The sequence below is a fragment of the Lactobacillus nasalidis genome, assembly GCF_016587775.1.
GTDB classification, from domain to species: Bacteria; Bacillota; Bacilli; order Lactobacillales; family Lactobacillaceae; genus Lactobacillus; species Lactobacillus nasalidis.
Window position 1 is genome coordinate 1 of record NZ_BOCG01000319.1, and the last position, 6,750, is coordinate 6,750.

Here is a 6,750-nt window from a genome sequence, read left to right on the forward strand (position 1 = left end):
CGCTGGGTAGCTATGTGCGGACGGGATAAGCGCTGAAAGCATCTAAGTGCGAAGCCCCCCTCAAGATGAGATTTCCCATTTCTTCAAGAAAGTAAGACACCTCAGAGACGATGAGGTAGATAGGCCGGGAGTGGAAGAAGCGTGAGCTTTGGAGCGGACCGGTACTAATCAGTCGAGGACTTGACCAAGAAGAGCGAAGCAATTGGTTTTGACTTGGAAGAGATATTCAGTTTTGAGCGTGCAAGCTCAAAGAAAGAGTGCGGTGGCAATGGCAAGAAGGATACACCTGTTCCCATGCCGAACACAGCAGTTAAGCTTCTTAACGCCGAAAGTAGTTGGTGGGAAACTGCCTGCGAGGATAGGAAGCTGCCGCGCAAGCAAGAGTCAGACGGAAGTCTGGCTCTTTTTTTGCATAAAAAAGCCTCCGCTTTAGCGGAGGCTCTCAGCCAATTCATGCACGAGATCAAGCTTGCGCCACTGGCCGGCTTCACTGATCAAGTTGCCGGCGGCCGTTGAAGCAAAGCCGCACTGGGTGGCAATGCAGATCTGCTTTGGGTCAACGTGCTGCTTGGCCCGCTCAATCCGGGCCAGCAATCTGGCCTTGTCTTCTAATTCGTCAGACTGCGTGTTGACCAGGCCAAGAACGATCTTTTGCCCCTGCAGCTTTTCCAAAAGCTCGAAATTGCAGTACTTTTCATCGTCGAATTCCATGAAGAAACCGCTGAAGGGCAACTGGAAGATGGTGTCGACCAGGCCATCGTATTTGGCGTCGTAGAATTTCTTGGAACGCAGGTTGCCTTGGCAGATGTGCAGGGTGATGTCCATGTCAGCCGGCTTGGCAGCCAGAATTTCCTGGGCCGTGTCAAAGAAGACCTGGCGGACTTCTTCTGGATCAAAACCAGCCTGCCTAATTTTGTTTAAAAAGTTGTCGTCGACCAGGCAGACCCAGACTGGATCGTCAAGCTGCAGGTAGCGGCAGCCGGCCTCGTAAAAGGACTGAATCGCTGCTTGATAGACCTTGACGAAATCTGCAGCCAGGCGGCGGAAGTCATGGCCGTAGTAATTTTCCTGGTCGGTCGTGATCGTGTCGATCAAGACCATGTTTGGTCCGGGAATGTCGAGCTTGGTGGCCACGCCGTATTTGTCCGCCGTTTTCTTGGCAAAACGGAAGTGGTCGATAAACGGATGCCGCGGGTTCCAGGCAACCGGACCGGTGATGGCGGTTGAGCCGACCAAGGTCTCTTCGCCGAACAGGTTCATGGTATAAGTTGAAAGCTTGATGCCTTCCAGAGCTCCCAAAAAATCAGAATGATACCAGCCGCGGCGGAATTCCCCGTCGGTAACCACGGGATAGCCGTGGGCAACCAGCTTTTGGATGAGCTGCTCGATAGCTTCATCCTCAATAGCAGCCAGCTGGCTGGCGGTGATCTTCTTGTCGCGGAAGTCGCGCCGGGCTTGCTGCAGCTTGGCCGGCCGCAGGAAACTGCCGACGAGATCAGTTTGATATGGTGCCGTCATAAAATTACCTCCTTACTGACAGGCGCTGGCCTTATTGTAGCATATTTTAAACTATGATTAAAAACAGCTTAGAAAAGGAACGATTGCTTTTCAAAGGCAAAAAAGTCTACAATATGTTGACGGCATTTTAGGAGCAAAAACCGCCTGATTAAGTCAGGCGGTTTTGATTAAATTGCCATTTGCAATTGGGCCGGGCTGAGGATTCTTCCCAGCCGCTGGGCACCCTCGTCGATTTGGCTTAAGCTTGAGCCAGTGAAGTTGACCCGGAGGCCGTTGTTTTTGTCCCAGTTGGGATAAAAGCTGGCTGAAGGCACATAAATGAGGTGTTCTTTTGGTACGGCTTCGTCAAGCAGAAGCTGTCTGGTGTCAATTTCATCGCCCAGTTCAACCCAGAAGAAGAAGCCGCCTTCAGGCTGGCTGATTTTCGCGTCAGCCGGCAGATAGGTCTTCAAGGCCTTGGCCATGGCGTCCAGCTTGACCCGGTAGACCTGCTTGAGCTGGCCGATGTGTTCGTCAAGGTCGTTGTCTGCCAGGTAGGCAGCGACCGTGCCGGCTGCCAAATATGGTACTTCCAGGTCTGCCGCCAATTTCAGATTGACCAGCTGCTCTTTGATTTCCGGACTGGCCACTAGCCAGCCCAAGCGGAAGGCCGGGGAAAGAATCTTGGAGAAGCTGGACAGGAAAATGACCCGGCCTTCAGTGTCAAAACTCTTGATGCTCGGCAGGCTTTCGCCATGATAGCGCAGGTCCCGGTAAGGGGTGTCCTCTAAGATGACGAAGTCGTATCGTTCAGCCAAAGCGACCAGGCGCTGGCGCTTGGCCAGTGACATGGTGATCCCCGTTGGATTGTGAAAGTCCGGTACCGTATAGAAGAGCTTGATTGCCGGGTGCTGTTTCAGCTGCTCTTCAAAGTAGTCCAGGTTGACCCCGTCGTCTTCCAAGGGGATTTCATGGTAGACTGGCTCATAGTTGTCAAAAGCAGCCAGAGCTCCGACGTAGCTTGGTGCTTCAACAGCCATTTCGTCGCCAGCTTCCAAAAAGAGCTTGGCTACCAGGTCGATGCCCTGCTGGCCGCCAGCCGTAAGCAGGATGTCGTCGGCGCTTGCGTTGGCGATGCCCTGTTGTCTTGCCCGGTTTGCCAGGTAGTCGCGCAAAGCAGCAGGTCCTTTGACGTCATGGTACTGGAAGGAATGGCTCTTTTCCAGGCCAACGGCCTTCTGGTAAGCAGCTTGCAGCGCCTGGCTTGGAAAGAGGCTTTCATCCGGACAGCCGCCCCCGAAGGAAATATTGTCGGCGTAGTTGCTTTCCGGGAAGAGCCCTTGCAGGCGGGAAGGATTTTCAGTTTTGGTTCTTTTGGCAAAAAGCTTGCTTAACATTTTTTCTTTGCTCCTAAATTGTATTGTCATTTGTGCGTTGACTATATTATAATTGCTTGAGTAAGAATAATAAAATTCAACTTGTTTCATTTTAAGTGAAATGTTTTCATGTTAGGAGGGGCAAATGCTGCCATTTCCATACTTGGTCTTTCGGACCGTCATCGAACAGGGGACCTTCAACAAGGCCTCAGTCGTGTTAAACGTCACGCCGTCAGCTATCAGCCACTCGGTTAACCAGCTGGAGACCGAACTGGGCTTTCCGGTTTTCGTGCGGTCCAGAAACGGCGTCAAGCTGACCCCGGACGGGGAGAAGATCCTGCCCTTGATCCAGGAAATCATCAATGATCAAAACCGTCTGGAACAGGTGGCCCAGCAGATTCAAGGCCTGGACACCGGTTTGATTCGTATCGGGGCCTTCTCTTCGGCCTGCATCAACTGGCTGCCGCCTTTGATCCAGAATTTTGCCAAAAACTACCCTCAAGTCAAGATTTCGGTCCGCCAGGCGGGTTTCAGCGAAATTACCCAGGCCGTCAAAAGCGGTCAGCTGGACCTGGGCTTGACCATGCTGCCGGAAAACGAGCAGGGGATCAGCTGCGAGAAAATTCTGGAAGACGAAATCTACTGCATCGCCCCTAAGAACTTCCGGGTCAAAAACGGCCACAGCGTCAGCCAAGAGGACCTGGTGAACTACAACTTCATCCTCCAGCAAAGCGACTACGACCTTGACACCAAGGCAGCACTTGACCACTACTCAATCAAGTCGACGGCGATTCAGTTCTCGATTGACGACCAGTCGATCGTGGCGATGGTAGAAGCAGGCCTGGGCCTGGGGATCCTGCCGGCCCTGGCCCTGCAGAAGATGCAGGGGGAAGTCCGGATCCTGCCTTTCAGCACGCCTTTTTACCGGAAAATCGCCCTGGTGACTTCCAACCAGCAGCGCCTGGCGCCGTCGACCCAGCAAATGATCCGCAATGTCCACGAGCTGATCAGGCGCCAGTACCCCAGCGGGCGCTTGACGATGCAGCCGGCCGAGCAGTAGCATGCATATAGATTGCATAAACGGTATAATGAAATTGTTAAAATCTGTTGTCACACCCGCTAATCTCTTGCTATAATATACAGAGTAAAAATATAATGAGACTACAAGGCGTTTTGTCACACTCGTGAGATTAATAGGAATCATGAACAAAAACTTGCATCAGCGATGGGGCAAGCAGGCGCTGAGTAATTTTTATTCAATTTTTAAGATATAGAAAACAAAGAAGGTATTTTATGAACGGTAAACAACTTGTTGCAGAAGCTTTACAGACGGTTTTGCCTGACTGGTCACTTGAAGAAGTCGATGTGAAGATCGAACGCCCAAAGGATGAAAAGCTGGGGGATTACGCTTTTCCGACCTTTACCTTAGCCAAGACCATGCGCAAGGCACCAAACTTGATCGCGGCTGAATTGGCAGAGAAGATTGACCAGACCAACTTTGAAAAGGTTCAAGCAGTTGGCCCATACATCAACTTCTTCTTGAACAAGAGCCAGGCCGGGGCAGCCATTTTGAAGGAAATCCTGGCTGACCCTGAAAACTACGGCGCCCGTGACCTGGGCCACGGCCGGAACGTGTCTACTGAATACTCTTCACCAAACATCGCCAAGCCAATGGGGATGGGGCACTTGCGGTCAACGATGATCGGTGAAGCCATTGCCCGCATTTTGGAAAAGGAAGGCTTCAAGCCGATCAGAATCGACTACCTGGGTGACTGGGGGACGCAATTCGGGAAGATGATGGCTGCCTACAAGATGTGGGGCAACGACGCCGACATCGAAAAGGACCCGATCAACACCCTGCTGTCTTACTACGTCCGGATCAACCGGGAAGCTGAAGAACACCCGGAATACGACGAAGAAGGCCGTGAATGGTTTGCCAAGCTGGAACACGGCGATGAAGAAGCCAAGCGCCTGTGGAGCTGGTTCAGAGAAGTTTCCCTGGAACGGTTCAAGAAGGTTTACGGCATGCTGGACGTCAACTTTGACTCCTTCACCGGGGAAGCCTTCAGTGCCCAAATGATGGACGAACCAATCCGGATCCTGCGGGAAAAGGGCCTGCTGGTCAAGAGCCAGGGGGCAGAAATCGTTGACCTTGAAAAGTACAACCTGCCGCCTTTGATGGTCATCAAGAGCAACGGCACCTCAACCTACATCACCCGTGACTTGGCTACGGCGATGTACCGGAAGAAGACTTACGACTTCTACAAGTCCATTTACGTGGTTGGCCAGGAACAGGAAGTTTACTTCCAGCAGCTGCGTGCCTGCCTGAAGGAAATGGGCTTTGACTGGGCCGACGATATTGTGCACGTCAGCTTCGGGCTGATGAGCATCAACGGCCAGAAGATGTCCACCAGAAAGGGTAACGTTGTCAACTTGGAAGACGTTTTGAACGAATCAGTTGACCTGGCCCGCAAGCAGATTTCTGAAAAGAACTCCAGCTTGAAGAACGCTGACGAAGTTGCCAAGCAGGTCGGCATTGGCGCGGTTGTCTTCCACGACTTGAAGAACTACCGCCGGAACCCGATCGACTTCAGCTTGGAAGAAGTTGTCAAGTTCGAAGGCGAAACCGGTCCGTACGTGCAATATGCCCGTGCCCGTGGCGAAAGCCTGCTGAGAAAGAGCGGCATCAAGGACTTCAGCGATGTCGACTTGAGCAAGATCGGCGCCGAAGAATGGGACCTGGTTTCCTTCATGGGCCGCTACGCTGATACCATCCAAAAGGCCATGGAAACTTACGACCCGAGCGCAATCGCCAAGTACTCCCTGGAACTGGCCAAGCGCTTCAACAAGTACTACGCCCACACGAGAATCCTGGTTGACGACGTTGACGAAGACGTCAAGAAGGCTCGTCTGGCCGTTGTTCAGGCTGTCAGCCACGTGATCAAGTCAGCCCTGGCCCTGCTGGACGTTAAGGCTCCGGACGAAATGTAATTTTTTAAGTGTTTGATATTAAATGCCTTGAACTCGTTTCAAGGTGTTTTTTATTAAATATAGTTTGCGGGTTTTCAAAAGTGTACGTTAGTGCTAAGCGTACGAAAAAATCCCCCTTGGCCTGGGCCGGGAGGAGCATTTCATCCAACAAGAATTAAATAACAGCTTTATTGAAATATAAAAATGCGCTAAAATTAAGAGTATCTAAAACGCTTAAATATAAGATTAAGGGGCAATAATTATGAATTACAAAGAAAGAAGACAGCTGATTTACGAACTGATTCAAACCAACAAGATTGAGACGCAAGAGCAATTGCTCCTCTTGTTGCAGTCGCATGGCGCCACCGCAACCCAGGCAACGATTTCCCGTGACATTCACGCCTTGCATATCAGCAAGGTGCCGGATGACGACGGCCGCAGCTACTATGTCAAGGCTCCATCAGCCGCTGTCAACCGCGAGAGGCAGCTGAAGGACGCCATCCGTGAACGCGTTGCCACGGTAACGGCCGTGCAATTTACGGTAGTCATTCAAACCAGCATGAAGCTGACTTACGCGCCGATTTTGGCTGGCCTGATTGACGACATTGACAATGAAGACGTAGTCGGCACGATTGCCGGAACCGACACTCTCCTGGTTATCCTCAAGGATGCTGACGCTGCTGCCCGTTTTGCCGACTGGGCACAGGCAATCGTTAAGGAACGCAAGATCTACTAAAAGGCAGGCGAGATGGTGAGGATTTCGGTCTATTTGACGGGTGGAATAGCCGCCTATAAGGCAGTCAGCGTCGTCCGCGGCCTGCAGAAGGCCGGCCACGAGGTCAGAGTGGCGATGACGGCCAACAGTGAGCACTTTGTTGGCCCGGCAACCCTGGCGGCACTGACGAAG

The 6,750-nt window shown here is 52.0% G+C and carries 6 protein-coding genes and 2 rRNA genes; 6 read left to right on the plus strand and 2 right to left on the minus strand.

The window, feature by feature from the left end; all coding sequences use genetic code 11:
* Together lacNas_RS06035 and rrf are read left to right on the plus strand one after the other, a co-directional pair.
* A 23S ribosomal RNA gene (locus lacNas_RS06035) occupies positions 1–188 on the plus strand; the annotation flags it as partial.
* A gap of 70 nt (positions 189–258) precedes the next feature.
* A 5S ribosomal RNA gene (gene rrf / locus lacNas_RS06040) occupies positions 259–375 on the plus strand.
* Between the two features lie 54 nt (positions 376–429).
* Here rrf and lacNas_RS06045 read toward each other — a convergent pair.
* Positions 430–1,518: a 5-methyltetrahydropteroyltriglutamate--homocysteine S-methyltransferase gene (locus lacNas_RS06045; RefSeq protein ID WP_201331643.1), complete on the minus strand. Its 1,089-nt coding sequence runs from the start codon at positions 1,516–1,518 to the stop codon at positions 430–432.
* Positions 1,519–1,685: 167 nt separating this feature from the next.
* On the minus strand, positions 1,686–2,894 hold the full coding sequence (locus tag lacNas_RS06050) for an aminotransferase-like domain-containing protein (RefSeq protein ID WP_201331642.1): 1,209 nt from the start codon (positions 2,892–2,894) through the stop codon (positions 1,686–1,688).
* 124 nt (positions 2,895–3,018) lie between these two features.
* On the opposite strand from lacNas_RS06050, the gene lacNas_RS06055 reads away from it, so the two are divergent.
* The 4 genes from lacNas_RS06055 to lacNas_RS06070 form a co-directional block, all read left to right on the plus strand.
* Positions 3,019–3,933 (plus strand): LysR family transcriptional regulator, encoded by a 915-nt coding sequence (locus tag lacNas_RS06055; RefSeq protein ID WP_201331641.1) that lies wholly within the window; start codon positions 3,019–3,021, stop codon positions 3,931–3,933.
* A gap of 233 nt (positions 3,934–4,166) precedes the next feature.
* Complete coding sequence (gene argS, locus lacNas_RS06060) at positions 4,167–5,864, plus strand: arginine--tRNA ligase (RefSeq protein ID WP_201331640.1); 1,698 nt, start codon at positions 4,167–4,169, stop codon at positions 5,862–5,864.
* A gap of 241 nt (positions 5,865–6,105) precedes the next feature.
* Entirely contained in the window at positions 6,106–6,579 is a 474-nt protein-coding gene (locus lacNas_RS06065) for an arginine repressor (protein WP_201331639.1), read from the plus strand.
* A 12-nt stretch (positions 6,580–6,591) separates the two neighbouring features.
* Positions 6,592–6,750 (plus strand): flavoprotein (locus tag lacNas_RS06070; RefSeq protein WP_280515430.1); only part of this gene is annotated, 159 nt, incomplete at its 3' end.